12 protein-coding genes are annotated in these 11967 nt (G+C 71.6%); 1 reads left to right on the plus strand and 11 read right to left on the minus strand.

Features of this window, described 5'->3' with window-relative positions; translation table 11 throughout:
* Positions 1 to 231 precede the first annotated feature (231 nt).
* The 6 genes from rlmN to rpsB all read right to left on the minus strand — a co-directional run bounded on the left by rlmN (position 232) and on the right by rpsB (position 6149).
* Positions 232 to 1341, minus strand: coding sequence for a 23S rRNA (adenine(2503)-C(2))-methyltransferase RlmN (gene rlmN, locus ACWDX7_RS18355; RefSeq protein ID WP_451489896.1), 1110 nt, complete (start codon positions 1339 to 1341; stop codon positions 232 to 234).
* A gap of 277 nt (positions 1342 to 1618) precedes the next feature.
* The gene (locus tag ACWDX7_RS18360; RefSeq protein WP_451489897.1) at positions 1619 to 2689 is read right to left on the minus strand and encodes a phosphatidate cytidylyltransferase; all 1071 of its coding nucleotides are present in this window, start codon (positions 2687 to 2689) and stop codon (positions 1619 to 1621) included.
* Positions 2689 to 3246: a ribosome recycling factor gene (gene frr, locus ACWDX7_RS18365; protein WP_451490037.1), complete on the minus strand. Its 558-nt coding sequence runs from the start codon at positions 3244 to 3246 to the stop codon at positions 2689 to 2691. Before frr ends, ACWDX7_RS18360 begins: the two co-directional genes overlap by 1 nt.
* Positions 3247 to 3325: 79 nt before the next feature.
* Entirely contained in the window at positions 3326 to 4105 is a 780-nt protein-coding gene (gene pyrH / locus ACWDX7_RS18370; protein ID WP_451489898.1) for a UMP kinase, read from the minus strand.
* A 162-nt stretch (positions 4106 to 4267) separates the two neighbouring features.
* Complete coding sequence (gene tsf, locus ACWDX7_RS18375; protein WP_451489899.1) at positions 4268 to 5104, minus strand: translation elongation factor Ts; 837 nt, start codon at positions 5102 to 5104, stop codon at positions 4268 to 4270.
* Between the two features lie 136 nt (positions 5105 to 5240).
* Positions 5241 to 6149 (minus strand): 30S ribosomal protein S2, encoded by a 909-nt coding sequence (gene rpsB, locus ACWDX7_RS18380; RefSeq protein WP_451489900.1) that lies wholly within the window; start codon positions 6147 to 6149, stop codon positions 5241 to 5243.
* 249 nt (positions 6150 to 6398) lie between these two features.
* On the opposite strand from rpsB, the gene ACWDX7_RS18385 reads away from it, so the two are divergent.
* Entirely contained in the window at positions 6399 to 6905 is a 507-nt protein-coding gene (locus ACWDX7_RS18385) for a M23 family metallopeptidase (protein ID WP_451489901.1), read from the plus strand.
* 160 nt (positions 6906 to 7065) lie between these two features.
* Here the strand turns inward: ACWDX7_RS18385 and ACWDX7_RS18390 are convergent, their stop codons facing one another.
* From ACWDX7_RS18390 to ACWDX7_RS18410, 5 genes are all read right to left on the minus strand, one after another.
* Positions 7066 to 7623 (minus strand): TetR/AcrR family transcriptional regulator, encoded by a 558-nt coding sequence (locus tag ACWDX7_RS18390; RefSeq protein WP_451490038.1) that lies wholly within the window; start codon positions 7621 to 7623, stop codon positions 7066 to 7068.
* A gap of 52 nt (positions 7624 to 7675) precedes the next feature.
* Positions 7676 to 8512 (minus strand): RNA polymerase sigma factor WhiG, encoded by an 837-nt coding sequence (gene whiG / locus ACWDX7_RS18395; RefSeq protein ID WP_451489902.1) that lies wholly within the window; start codon positions 8510 to 8512, stop codon positions 7676 to 7678.
* 239 nt (positions 8513 to 8751) lie between these two features.
* Complete coding sequence (gene dprA / locus ACWDX7_RS18400; RefSeq protein WP_451489903.1) at positions 8752 to 9897, minus strand: DNA-processing protein DprA; 1146 nt, start codon at positions 9895 to 9897, stop codon at positions 8752 to 8754.
* A complete protein-coding gene (locus tag ACWDX7_RS18405; RefSeq protein WP_451489904.1) occupies positions 9894 to 11525 on the minus strand; it encodes a YifB family Mg chelatase-like AAA ATPase in 1632 nt (543 codons plus the stop codon). The genes dprA and ACWDX7_RS18405 overlap by 4 nt, the downstream gene beginning before the upstream one ends.
* Positions 11525 to 11896 (minus strand): YraN family protein, encoded by a 372-nt coding sequence (locus ACWDX7_RS18410; RefSeq protein WP_451489905.1) that lies wholly within the window; start codon positions 11894 to 11896, stop codon positions 11525 to 11527. The genes ACWDX7_RS18405 and ACWDX7_RS18410 overlap by 1 nt, the downstream gene beginning before the upstream one ends.
* Between the last annotated feature and the right edge of the window lie 71 nt (positions 11897 to 11967).

Below are 11967 nucleotides of genomic sequence, written 5' to 3' on the forward strand. Positions count from 1 at the left end.
ATGACCAGGAGAAGACGCGGCCCCGCCCGGCGCTCTTGCGAGCGGACGCCGGGCAGGGCGCAACAGCTTGAGTGGTGACCGAACTTCCTACCCCGAATGACCGGGGCGAGGTTCAGAGGGTCTGCGGATGACGGATACCGCACTCTCAGCGCTGTGGCGCTCCCCTGTCGGAATATGAAATTGGTTCGGCCACAGGGTACCCCGTGGCCGAATACGAGCGGTCGAGGCCGTTCAGCGCTCCGACGCGGCCAGCTGGCCGCAGGCGCCGTCGATCTCCTGGCCGCGGGTGTCCCGTACGGTCACGGGTACGCCGTGCCGGGCGATGGCCTCCACGAAGGCCTTCTCGTCCTCGGGACGCGAGGCGGTCCACTTGGAGCCCGGCGTCGGGTTCAGCGGGATCAGGTTGACGTGTACGCGCTTGCCCTTGAGCAGCCGGCCGAGGAGGTCGCCGCGCCAGGCCTGGTCGTTGATGTCGCGGATCAGGGCGTACTCGATGGAGATCCGGCGGCCGGACTTCTCGGCGTACTCCCAGGCCGCGTCCAGCACCTCGCGGACGTTCCACCGCGTGTTCACCGGTACGAGCGTGTCGCGCAGCCCGTCGTCCGGCGCGTGCAGCGAGACGGCGAGACGGCACTTGAAGCCCTCGTCGGCGAAGCGCAGCATGGCCGGGACCAGCCCGACGGTGGAGACGGTGATGCCGCGCTGCGACAGGCCGAGGCCGTCGGGCTCCGGGTCGGTCAGGCGGCGGATGGCGCCGATGACGCGCTTGTAGTTGGCGAGCGGCTCCCCCATGCCCATGAAGACGATGTTCGACAGCCGGGCCGGGCCGCCGGGGACCTCGCCGTCGCGCAGGGCGCGCATGCCGTCCACGATCTGGTGCACGATCTCGGCGGTGGAGAGGTTGCGGTCCAGACCCGCCTGGCCGGTGGCGCAGAAGGGGCAGTTCATACCGCAGCCGGCCTGCGAGGAGATGCACATGGTGACCCGGTCGGGGTAGCGCATCAGCACGGACTCGACGAGCGTGCCGTCGTGCAGCTTCCACAGGGTCTTGCGGGTGGTGTCCTCGTCGCACGAGATGTGCCGGATGACATTCATCAGGTCTGGCAGGAGCTCCTGCTGGAGCTTCGCGCGGGAGCCCGCGGGGATGTCCGTCCACTCGGCCGGGTCGTGCGCGTACCGGGCGAAGTAGTGCTGCGAGAGCTGCTTGGCCCGGAAGGGCTTCTCACCTATCGCGGCGACCGCCTCGCGGCGCTCTTCGGGGGTCAGGTCGGCGAGGTGCCGGGGCGGCAGTTTCGCTCCGCGGGGAGCGACGAAAGTGAGTTCTCCGGGACGGGGGGCCATGAGCGGCTACTCCTCAGTGGAACGAGGCCCGGCGACCTCCGCGGCAGCGGAGTGACGGCAATGGCTCGACCGGAGCCAGGCGACCTCACAGGGTGACCCCCGCGGTCGGGGGCAGGAAAAGGCGCGCCGCTCGTGAGTGGCGCGCCTTCCAGGATAACCCGGGCACATCGGCCCGTGCCCACGGCAGCGGAATCAGACCGTGCCGACCCCGCTGTGCCGGTCACACCGTGCCCACCCCGCTGTGCCGGTCACACCGTGGCCGATCAGACCCTGCCGGTCAGACCGTGCCGACGAATGCCGCGAGCAGCAGCCACACCACGGGAGCCGTCGGGAGCAGCGAGTCGAGCCGGTCCATGATGCCGCCGTGGCCGGGCAGCAGGGTGCCCATGTCCTTGATGCCCAGGTCCCGCTTGATCATGGACTCGCCGAGGTCGCCCAGCGTGGCGCTGACCGCGACGGCCAGACCCAGCAGCAGGCCCTGCCACCAGTGGCCGCCGTCGATCAGGAACTCCATGCACAGCGCGCCGGCCGCCATCGCGAAGGCCACCGCGCCCAGGAGCCCCTCGCGGGTCTTGCCGGGGCTGATGCGCGGCGCGAGCTTGTGCTTGCCGAAGCGCCAGCCGACCGCGTACGCCCCGGTGTCGCTGACGACGGTGAGGACCAGGAAGGTGACCACGCGCTGCGCCCCGTCGTCGGCGGTGAGCAGCATCGCGACGAAGGTGGCGAGGAAGGGCACGTAGAACGCCGCGAAGACGCCTGCGGTGACGTCCTTGAGGTACTCCTCGGGCGGTTCGGTCATCCGCCAGACCAGGACGGCCAGGGCGGTCAGGGCCATGGCGACCCAGGCCCCCTCGGCCCCCCGGACGTATCCGGCGATGACCATGGCCGCTCCGCCGAGCGCCAGCGGCACCAGGGGCGCCTTGATGCCCTTCTTCTCCTGGAGCCGGGAGGTGAGCTCCCACAGGCCCACGACGACCGCGACGACGATGACGCCGACGAAGACCGCCTTGACGATGAAGAGCGAGGCGAAGACGACCGCGCCGAGGCCGAGGCCGACCCCTATGGCGGCGCGCAGGTCCCGCCCGGCGCGCTTCTTCGGCGGCGGGGGCGAGGCGGCCTGCGGGGCCTGCGGAGGCGGGGGGCTGGGCATGGGCTCCTGCAGCGGCGTCTCGGCGCGGAACGGGGGGCCGCCGTGAGCGGCGGCCCCCCGATCGCGTGCTTCCCGGTCGTCGAAGGCACGGCCGGCGGCATCGGGCACGATGGGCATGGGCCGAGTGTGCGGGCCCACCAGCGCATCGTATGCGGGACCCGCCGGAACCGGCTCCGTGGCCCAGGGAGAGTCGTTCATCAGACTTCGAGGAGCTCGGCTTCCTTGTGCTTGAGCAGCTCGTCCACCTGCGCGACGTACTTCGCGGTGGTGTCGTCGAGCTCCTTCTCCGCGCGGCGCACCTCGTCCTCGCCCGACTCCTTGTCCTTCACGAGCTTGTCGAGGGCGTCCTTCGCCTTGCGGCGGATGGCGCGGATCGAGACCTTGGAGTCCTCGGCCTTCGTACGGGCGACCTTGATGTACTCCTTGCGGCGGTCCTGCGTCAGCTCGGGGAAGGTCACCCGGATGATGCTGCCGTCGTTGCTCGGGTTGACGCCGAGGTCGGAGTCGCGGATGGCCTGCTCGATGTTGCGCAGGGCGCTCTTGTCGAACGGCGTCACGATCGCCATGCGCGGCTCGGGCACCGAGAAGGAGGCGAGCTGGTTGATGGGCGTGATGGCGCCGTAGTAGTCGGCCACGATCTTGTTGAACATCGCCGGGTGCGCACGGCCGGTGCGGATCGCGGCGAAGTCTTCCTTGGCGACGACGACGGCCTTTTCCATCTTCTCCTCGGCTTCGAGGAGGATCTCTTCGGTCACCACGTGCTCCTGCATGTCTTGAATGGATGGTTCAGGCGGGCGGTACGGGCCGGGTGGAGCGCGGCCCGCGGCGGACTGCTCAGACCCGGGTCCCCTGGTCGCTGACGAGCGTGCCGATCTTCTCACCCTTGACGGCGCGGGCGATATTGCCCTCGGCGAGGAGCTCGAAGACGAGGATCGGCAGCTTGTTGTCACGGCACAGCGTGATGGCGGTGGCGTCGGCGACCTTGAGGTCGCGGGAGAGGACCTCGCCGTACTCCAGTGCGTCGAACTTCACCGCGTCCGGGTTCTTCTTCGGGTCGGAGTCGTAGACGCCGTCGACACCGTTCTTGCCCATGAGCAGGGCCTCGGCGTCGATTTCCAGGGCGCGCTGGGCCGCCGTGGTGTCGGTGGAGAAGTACGGCATTCCCATGCCGGCGCCGAAGATGACGACGCGGCCCTTCTCCAGGTGCCGCACGGCGCGCAGCGGGATGTACGGCTCCGCGACCTGGCCCATGGTGATGGCCGTCTGCACGCGGGAGTCGATGCCCTCCTTCTCCAGGAAGTCCTGGAGCGCCAGGCAGTTCATGACGGTGCCGAGCATGCCCATGTAGTCGGACCGGGCCCGGTCCATGCCGCGCTGCTGGAGTTCGGCGCCGCGGAAGAAGTTGCCGCCGCCGATGACGATGGCGATCTCCGCGCCGTCGCGGACGACCGCGGCGATCTCGCGCGCGATGGCGTGGACGACGTCGGGGTCGACGCCCAGTCCTCCGCCACCGGAGAAGGCCTCACCCGACAGCTTCAGCATGAAGCGGCGGCCCTTCTTGTCCTGGTCGCTCTTGTCGTCGATTGCGGTGTGGTGGTCCACGCCCTGATTCATGGAGATCTCCTCGTGCACATACGAAGAAGGCCATTGCCGGTGGGTCCTCGCGGTTCCCTCTACGGCAATGGCCTCCTCGTCAGATCTGCGGTCGTCCTGCGCGAGCGCGGACGACTGCTTCAGACCCTACCGGGGTCCGGTGTCCGTCGCGTACGGACGGACTCAGATGCCGACCTTGATGCGGCTGAAGCGCTTCAGGGTGACACCGGCCTCGTCCAGAACCTTCTGGACGGACTTCTTGTTGTCCAGCGCGTACGGCTGGCCCAGCAGCGTGGCGTCCTTGAAGAAGCCGTTGATGCGACCCTCGACGATCTTCGGCAGGGCGGCCTCGGGCTTGCCCTCCGCGCGGGTGACCTCTTCGGCGATGCGACGCTCGGACTCGACCTTCTCGGCCGGAACGTCTTCCTTGGAGAGCCACTGCGGGGCGAACGCGGCGATGTGCTGCGCGACGCCGCGGGCGATCTCGGCGTTCTCCTTGTCGAGCTCGACGAGGACACCGATCTGGTACGGGAGGTCGGGCATCGTACGGTGCATGTACGACGCCACGTAACCGCCGGTGAACTGCGCGAAGCGGTCCAGGACGATCTTCTCGCCGAGGTTGGCGTTGGCCTCGTCCACGAACGCCTGGACGGTCTTGCCGGGCTCGATCTCGGACGCGAGCAGCGCCTCGATGTCGGCCGGGGAGGTGGCGGCCACGTGGGCGGCCAGCTGGTTGGCGACGGCCAGGAACTTCTCGCCCTTGGCGACGAAGTCCGTCTCGCACTTCAGCTCCACGAGCACACCGGAGGTGTGGTCGTCGGAGATGAGGGAGACGACGGCACCGTTCTCGGCAGAACGGCCCTCGCGCTTGGCGACGCCCTTCTGGCCCTTGATACGGAGCGCTTCCATGGCCTTGTCGACGTCGCCGTCGGAGTCGACCAGAGCGTTCTTGCAGTCCATCATGCCGGCGCCGGTGAGCTCGCGGAGCTTCTTGACGTCAGCGGCGGTGTAGTTCGCCATGAGTCTGTGATTCTCTCTCGAAGTCGTAGATCTACGGGTGAACGGCGGAGGCGCCGCGCTCAAGGCGCGGCTCCCCCGCCGTCATCGTCCGTGCTGCGAGTGCCCGGCGCGTGAAACGCCGGGCGCTCTCAGTGGGTCAGGCCTGCTCGGCGTCGGCGTCGGCGGCCGGGGCCTCGACGTCGGCCGCGGCCGGAGCCTCGGCAGCCTCGGCGGCGGGGGCCTCGACGGCGGCCTCGGCCGGAGCGGCCTCGACGTCGTCGGCCTTCTTCTCGCCCTCAAGCAGGTCGCGCTCCCACTCGGCGAGCGGCTCGGCGGCGGCCTTCTCGCCCGGCTTCGAGTCGCCGGTCGCGGCGCCGGAGCGGGCGATGAGGCCCTCGGCGACGGCGTCGGCGATCACGCGGGTGAGCAGGGTGACGGAGCGGATCGCGTCGTCGTTGCCCGGGATCTTGTAGTCGACCTCGTCGGGGTCGCAGTTGGTGTCGAGGATCGCGACGACCGGGATGTGGAGCTTGCGCGCCTCACCGACGGCGATGTGCTCCTTCTTGGTGTCGACGATCCAGACGGCGCTGGGGACCTTCGACATCTCGCGGATACCACCGAGGGTCTTCTCCAGCTTGATCTTCTCGCGGGAGAGGACCAGGAGCTCCTTCTTGGTGAGACCCGACGCGGCGACGTCGTCGAAGTCGATCGCCTCAAGCTCCTTCAGACGCTGAAGGCGCTTGTAGACGGTGGAGAAGTTGGTGAGCATGCCACCCAGCCAGCGCTGGTTGACGTACGGCATACCAACGCGCGTCGCCTGCTCGGCGATGGCCTCCTGGGCCTGCTTCTTGGTACCGACGAACATGATGGAACCGCCGTGGGCGACGGTCTCCTTGACGAACTCGTAGGCGCGGTCGATGTACGACAGCGACTGGAGCAGGTCGATGATGTAGATGCCGTTGCGCTCGGTGAAGATGAAGCGCTTCATCTTCGGGTTCCAGCGACGGGTCTGGTGACCGAAGTGGACGCCGCTTTCCAGCAGCTCCCGCATCGTGACGACGGCCATGGCCATCTCCTTGGTTTCTCGGTTTGGTTCCTGACGCCCCGACGCGCCCTGCCCCCTGAAGAGGACCGAGAGACGCTTTCACCTGGCCGTTTCCGGCTGATGCTGGGGCGTGCGAAGTCGACCCGGTGACCCGGATCGCCACAAGAAGTGTACGGGACCCGGCGGTATGCGGGTGACGCCGTTGTCCACAGTGCCGTGGCTGTCCACAGGCCCGGGCGGCGGCTGCCCCGTACGCGGGACGCTGCGGCCATGACGACACTGCTGCTCAGTCTCCTCCTGCTGCTGGCCCAGGCGGCCGTCCCGGGAGTCCGCCCGCTGCCAGCGCCGCTTTCGGTGGCCCGCTGGTGGGAGCCGCCGCCGACTCCCTACGCGGCCGGGCACCGCGGCGTGGACCTGTCCGCGCCGGTGGGCGCGCGGGTGCGCGCGGTCGCCGACGGCCGGGTGCACTTCGCGGGCCCGGTCGCCGGCCGCGGGGTCCTTTCACTCATGCTGGCGAACGGCCTGCGCACCACCTACGAGCCGGTGCGCCCGCTGGTCGCGGAGGGCGAGCACGTCACGGCGGGCCAGCCGGTGGCCGTCCTCACCGAGGGCTCGCACTGCCCGGCCCCGTGTCTGCACTGGGGCCTCCTGGCGGGCGAGGTGTACCTCAATCCGCTCACCCTCCTCCCCCGGCCCACTCCCCGCCTCCTCCCCGACCCCTCCGCCGCACCGCCGGGGGACACCTCGACGGGGGCCCTGGGGACGGAGACGCCCTAGAGGGCGTGTCCTTCGGATCTTGTCGGCCGGGCCCGCGTTATCCGGTGCCGTGCATCGCAAGGCGGAGGAGCGCCTCGTACTGGCGTACCTGGAAGCCCCGACAACGCAGGGAGGTGCGGTGCCGGGCAGCGCGGGCCCGGCAAGATCCGAAAGAGACGCCCTAGCCCCGGACGCCCCGCAGGGCCATCGCGACGGCCGCCTCGGTCACCACGGCGGGATCCTCGGCCGCGCCCAGCTCGATGCGCCGGACCGCGGCGTCCACCACCCCCTGGAGCAGCATCGCGGCCAGCCTCGGCTCCGCCTGCCCCAGAGCGCTCAACGCCTCGACGATCATCGCCACCAGTCCACCGTGGGCCGCGCGGATCTTCTCCCGCGCCCCGGCGTCCAGCTCACTGGCCGAGATCGCCACCACCGCCCGGTGCCGCCGGTCCCCCACCAGCCCGAGCTGGCTCCGTACGTACGCCTCGATCTTCGCCTCGGGCGACTGCGCCTGCTCCATCGCCGCCTCGATCTCGGCGGCCCATACGGGGAAGTCCACTGCGCACAGCTCTTCGACCACGGCCGCGCGGGACCGGAAGTACTCGTACACGGAGGACCGGGCGAGCCCGGTCCGTTCCGCGAGGGCGGGGAAGGTCAGCGCCTCCGTCCCGCCTTCGGACAGCAGGGAACGCGCGGCGTCCAAGAGGGCGCCGCGCTGCATCGACCGGTGCTCGGCCACGGAGGCCGCTCGAATCCTGGGCACGCCTCCACTCTACGGAGGCGCCGCAAGGTCACCGGCCGACATCCGCCAGCTTCGCCCGCAGTTGCAGCACCGACTTGGTGTGGATCTGGCTCACCCGGCTCTCGGTGACGCCCAGTACGTTGCCGATCTCGGCCAGCGTCAGGCCCTCGTAGTAATAGAGGGTGACCACCGTCTTCTCCCGCTCGGGGAGCGTGTTGATGGCCCGTGCCAGCAGGCGCCGCAGCTCGCGGTCCTCCGCCACCTCCACGGGGTTGTCCGCGGCGGTGTCCTCCAGGGTGTCCATGAGCGAGAGGCGGTCACCGCCCTCCCCGCCCGCGTGCAGCAGCTCCTCCAAGGCGACCACATTGGCCAGCGACAACTGGCTGAAGACCGTGTGGAGATCCTCCACCGCGATCCCCATCTCGCCCGCGACCTCGCTCTCCGTGGGGGTGCGCCGCAGCTGTGCCTCCAAGGTGGCATAGGCCCGCTCCACGGCCCGCGCCTTCTGCCTGACCGAGCGCGGGATCCAGTCCAGCGCCCGCAGTTCGTCGATCATCGCGCCGCGGATCCGGGTGATGGCGTACGTCTCGAACTTGATGGACCGTTCGATGTCGAACTTCTCGATGGCGTCGATGAGTCCGAAGACCCCGGAGGAGACGAAGTCGGCCTGCTCCACATTGGGCGGCAGGCCCACGCTGACCCGGCCGGCGACGTACTTCACCAGCGGCGAGTAGTGCAGGATCAGCTGCTCCCGCAGCCGCTCGTCACCCGAGTCCTTGTACGAGCGCCACAGCACCTCCAGGGACGAGGGCGCGGTGGAGCGCACGCCGCCGCGGGCAGCGGGGGGCACCGCAGCGCGGTCGGACCCTGAGGTGTGCTGGGGCATGCTTCGCCTTTGCCGGAGCCGGATTCCTTGGGAGCGTAGCGTGACGGAAGTGTCGCGGTGCGCGAAGAGTACGGGATGGCGCGAGGGCGCAGGCGCGCCCCGAGTCGCGCGGGCGGCCCGGGACCGGCGCTCGGCGCACGGTCCCGGCCGCTGCCACCGGGAAGACCGCGTCTCTCATCGGTTTCACTCTTTCACCGGAACTCCCCAGGTCAATGACCGCCTCGCCGGACAGTGCCGGTTTATATGCCTCCTTCAGCTGTTTGTCTGCTCAACTGCCAGCCGTCGCCCTGCCGTTCGACGAACCCCAGAGAGTGAAGTTCGTACAGTCTGCCGATGACTTCATCGGTGCCGGTGCCGCAGGCAAGTGCCACCTCCGCCAGGTCCGCGGGGCGTCCGGCCGGGAGGGCTTCCAGGACGCGGGCGGTGTCGCGGTCCAGCAGGTCCCGGGCGAGCACCGGGCCGCGCCGCTCGGGAGCCAGCTCCCCCATGCCGCCCACCAGTTCGGCCACCTCCGCCGCGTCGCCGACGAGCACGGCCTCGCCGCGCAGCAGCTCGTGCACCCCGGCGGAGAGTCCGCTCGTGGCCGGGCCGGGGACGCCCATCGTGAACCGGCCGAGCTCCTGCGCCCGCCGGGCGGTGACCAGGGAACCGCTGCGGTGGGCCGCCTCCACCACGACCGTGCCGCGGGTGAGGGCGGCGATGACCCGGTTGCGCAGGACGAACCGGCTGGGCGTCGGGTGGCTGCCGGGGGGCAGTTCTCCCACGACGAGCCCCTGGCCCGCGATCCTGCCGAGGAGTCCGGCATGCCCGCGGGGATAGGCGACATCCACCCCGCAGGCCAGCACGGCCGCCGTGGCCCCGCCCGAGGCGAGGGCGCCCCGGTGGGCGGCGCCGTCGATGCCGTACGCCGCCCCGGAGACGACGACCCACCCGCGCTCGGCGAGCCCCGCGCCCAGGGTCTGGGCCATGTGCGCCCCGTACGGGGTGCAGGCGCGGGCCCCCACCACGGCCACCGAGCGCAGCGCCCAGGTCCGCAGGTCCGGCCGGCCCCGGACCCACAGCCCGACGGGGCGGGCGTCGCCGAGGTCGTCGAGCTGGGTCGGCCACTGCGCCGACCCGGGGCAGACGAACCGGCCTCCGGACTCGGCGGCCAGCGCCAGGTCGCGCCGGGGGTCCGCCAGCGCCGCCCGCCTGCGGTATCCGGCGAGGCGTTCGGGGCGCACCCCGGCCGGCCCGCCCGGTCCCGCCTCGGGGCGGGTCAGCAGCCGTATCAGCTCCACGGCGCCGAACTCGCGCAGCCAGCGCCCCCCGTGCTCGTCCCCCGGTTCGAGCACGCGGGTCAGCGCGGCCCGCGCCAGCAGCTCCGGCTCCTCGGCGCTGGTCATGGCCGGGTCCCTTCCGGCATCGTCGCGCCCCGGGCGATCCCCGTACGCAGTTCCAGCGCGACGGCCACGTCCAGTGCCTCCGGGCGGTCCCGGCCCCGCAGGTCGGCCACGGTCCAGGCGATCCTGAGCACCCGGTCCAGCCCCCGCGCGGTCAGCAGGCCCCGCTCCAAGTCCCGCTCGGCCTGGGCCAACGCGCCCGGGGCGGCCTGCCAGCGGGTGCGCAGCTCCTGCCCGGGCACCTCGGAGTTGAGCCGCCACGGGGTGCCGGCCAGCCGGGCCGCGGCGCGGTCCCTGCCTTCCCGCACCCGGTCGGCGACGACGGCGGTGGATTCCCCCCGGCCTCCCCTCCCCAGCAGATCGGAACGGGTGACCGGCTCCACCCCTACCCGCAGGTCCACCCGGTCGAGCAACGGCCCCGACAGCCGCGCCTGGTAACGCCGGATCACGGACGCCGGGCACTCGCAGCCGGCACCCTGCACGGTGTGGCGCCCGCACGGGCACGGATTCGCCGCGAGCACCATCAGGAACCTGGCGGGCAGCCGCACCACCCCGGCGGCGCGGGCGATGACCACGTGCCCCGATTCGAGGGGCTGGCGCAAGGCGTCCAGTGCCCGGCCGTGGAACTCCGCCGCCTCGTCCAGGAAGAGGACGCCCCGGTGGGCCAGGGAGACGGCCCCCGGCCTGGGGACGCCGTTCCCGCCGCCCACCAGGGACTGCATGGTCGCCGAGTGGTGCGGGGCGCAGTAGGGCGCTCTGGTGACGAGTGGTTCGCCGGGCGGGAGGATTCCCGCGACGGAGTGGACGGCTGTGACCTCCACGGACTCCTGACGGGTGAGCGGCGGCAGGATCCAGGGCAGCCGCTCGGCCAGCATCGTCTTGCCCGCGCCGGGGGGCCCGCTGAGGAAGAGGTGGTGGCCCCCGGCTGCCGCCACCTCCAGGGCCCGGCGTGCCACGTGCTGCCCGGCGACGTCGGCGAGGTCGGGGAAGTCGGCGCCGTCGCCCCGCCCGGACCGGCCCGGCGAGATCCCCGTGCCCAGTCCCGCCCCCGGCAGGACCAGCCCGGCCAGCATCGGGTCGGGCCGTCCCGGCGGGTCGGCAGGCTCCTCGGGGACCACGCCGCCGGTCAGTACGGCGATCAGCTGGCGCAGGCTGCGCACGCCGAGCACCGAGACGTCCGGCACGAGCGCGGCCTCGGCGGCGCACTGCTGGGGAACCACCACCTGCCGGTATCCGGCCTCCGCCGCGGCGAGGACGGCCGGCAGGATCCCGCGGACGGGACGCACCCGGCCGTCCAGACCCAGCTCGCCGATGAGTACGAGGTCGGCGATCGCACCCGCGTCGACCACTTCGGCGGCGCCCAGGACCGCCGCGGCCACGGCCAGATCGAAACCGGCGCCCGATTTGGGCACGGAGGCGGGGCTGAGCCCGACCGTGAGCTTCTTCTGCGGCCAGGGCGCCCCCGAGTTCACGAGGGCCGCGCGCACCCGGTCCCGGCTCTCGACCAGCGTCTTGTCCGGCAGCCCGACCAGGGTGAAGGCCGCGACCCCGGGCTCCAGGTCGGCCTGGACCTCCACCACCACGCCGTCGACGCCCACCAGGGCCACGGAACAGGCCCGGGCGAACCCCATCAGGCCACCCCCCGGACGTGGTCCACCACGGGTGCGCCGCGCCGGGGCAGCAGGACGCCGACGAGGTCGATGCGCACCCCGCCCGGAGGTGGCCCGCCGTGATCGGCGAGCCAGCGCCCGGCGAGTCTGCGCAGCCGCTCCGCCTTGCCGGGCCGGACGGCGGCCATGGGGTGTTCGAAATCCCCCACGCGGCGGGTCTTGACCTCGCACACCACCAGGGCGGTCCCGTCCCGCGCGACGATGTCGATCTCCCCGCCCCGGCACCGCCAGTTCCGCGCGATCACGGTCATCCCGGCCTCGGTCAGCCGCCGCGCCGCGAGCTCCTCGCCGTACCGCCCCAACGCCTGCTGTGCCACGCCCTTCGCGTTCATCCGGCACCACCTCCGGTACCGACGATCCCGCGCGGCCGCCCACCTGGTGGATCTTGGTGGACAACCGGGGC

This window comes from Streptomyces sp. NPDC003034 (assembly GCF_053591375.1).

Excerpts from the sequence above, each read along its gene's own strand:
- ACWDX7_RS18385 (WP_451489901.1), top strand. The coding sequence starts at position 6,399 with ATGACGACACTGCTGCTCAGTCTCCTCCTGCTGCTGGCCCAGGCGGCC.
- ACWDX7_RS18410 (WP_451489905.1), bottom strand. The coding sequence starts at position 11,896 with ATGAACGCGAAGGGCGTGGCACAGCAGGCGTTGGGGCGGTACGGCGAG.
- rpsB (WP_451489900.1), bottom strand. The coding sequence starts at position 6,149 with ATGGCCGTCGTCACGATGCGGGAGCTGCTGGAAAGCGGCGTCCACTTC.
- pyrH (WP_451489898.1), bottom strand. The coding sequence starts at position 4,105 with ATGAATCAGGGCGTGGACCACCACACCGCAATCGACGACAAGAGCGAC.
- ACWDX7_RS18405 (WP_451489904.1), bottom strand. The coding sequence starts at position 11,525 with ATGGGGTTCGCCCGGGCCTGTTCCGTGGCCCTGGTGGGCGTCGACGGC.
- whiG (WP_451489902.1), bottom strand. The coding sequence starts at position 8,512 with ATGCCCCAGCACACCTCAGGGTCCGACCGCGCTGCGGTGCCCCCCGCT.
- ACWDX7_RS18360 (WP_451489897.1), bottom strand. The coding sequence starts at position 2,689 with ATGAACGACTCTCCCTGGGCCACGGAGCCGGTTCCGGCGGGTCCCGCA.
- dprA (WP_451489903.1), bottom strand. The coding sequence starts at position 9,897 with ATGACCAGCGCCGAGGAGCCGGAGCTGCTGGCGCGGGCCGCGCTGACC.
- tsf (WP_451489899.1), bottom strand. The coding sequence starts at position 5,104 with ATGGCGAACTACACCGCCGCTGACGTCAAGAAGCTCCGCGAGCTCACC.
- rlmN (WP_451489896.1), bottom strand. The coding sequence starts at position 1,341 with ATGGCCCCCCGTCCCGGAGAACTCACTTTCGTCGCTCCCCGCGGAGCG.